The 708-nt window shown below is 61.6% G+C and carries 1 protein-coding gene; it reads left to right on the top strand.

The genetic code is table 11. The features are described 5' to 3' along the window. The coding region (locus tag H663_RS41095; protein WP_240620613.1) for an Ig-like domain-containing protein at positions 1 to 708 on the top strand (708 nt) is incomplete at both ends.

The raw sequence follows: 708 nt of genomic DNA, 5'->3' as shown, positions 1-708 counted from the left end.
GCGATCTGGTGCAAATTGCCGTGAACGGCCACACCTTCAGCGGCACCGTCAACGCCGTGGGCAGCTACAACATCAGCATCGACACGGCCGACCTGGTGGCCGATTCGGACAAAACACTGGAAGTGCTGCTCAACGCCAGCGATGCCGCAGGCAACCAAGCCAGCACCTCGGCCAGCCGCAGCTACAGCGTGGACACCTCGGCGCCGCAAGTGCAAAGCATCGCGCTGGACAAAACACTGCTCAAAGCAGGCGACAGCGCCACCGTCACCATCCGCTTCTCAGAAAAAGTCATCGCCTTTGATGTGGGCGATCTGGTGGCTGACAACGCCAGCCTGAGCAACCTGGCCACAGCCGACGACGGCCTGACCTGGACGGCCACCTTGGTGGCCCACAGCAGCATCGAAGACACCAGCAACCTGGTGCAACTGTCGGCCACCTACACCGACATTGCAGGCAACGTGGGCACCGCAGGCACGAGCGGCAACTACAGCCTGGACACCAAAGCGCCCACAGCCACCATCAAACTGGCCGACGAAGCCCTGCAAGCGGGCGAGACCACCACGCTGACCATCACCTTCAGCGAGAAAGTGCAAGACTTTGGCAACGCGGATGTCACGGTGCAAAACGGCACATTGGGCACCTTGGTCAGCACCGACGGCATCGTCTGGACCGGCACCTACACGCCCAACGTCAACCTTGAAGACACCA

The organism is Limnohabitans planktonicus II-D5, from assembly GCF_001270065.2.
GTDB lineage: Bacteria > Pseudomonadota > Gammaproteobacteria > Burkholderiales > Burkholderiaceae_C > Limnohabitans_A > Limnohabitans_A planktonicus.
Note: the sequence above shows the minus strand (reverse complement) of the source record. Positions and strands in the feature narration are given on the sequence as shown.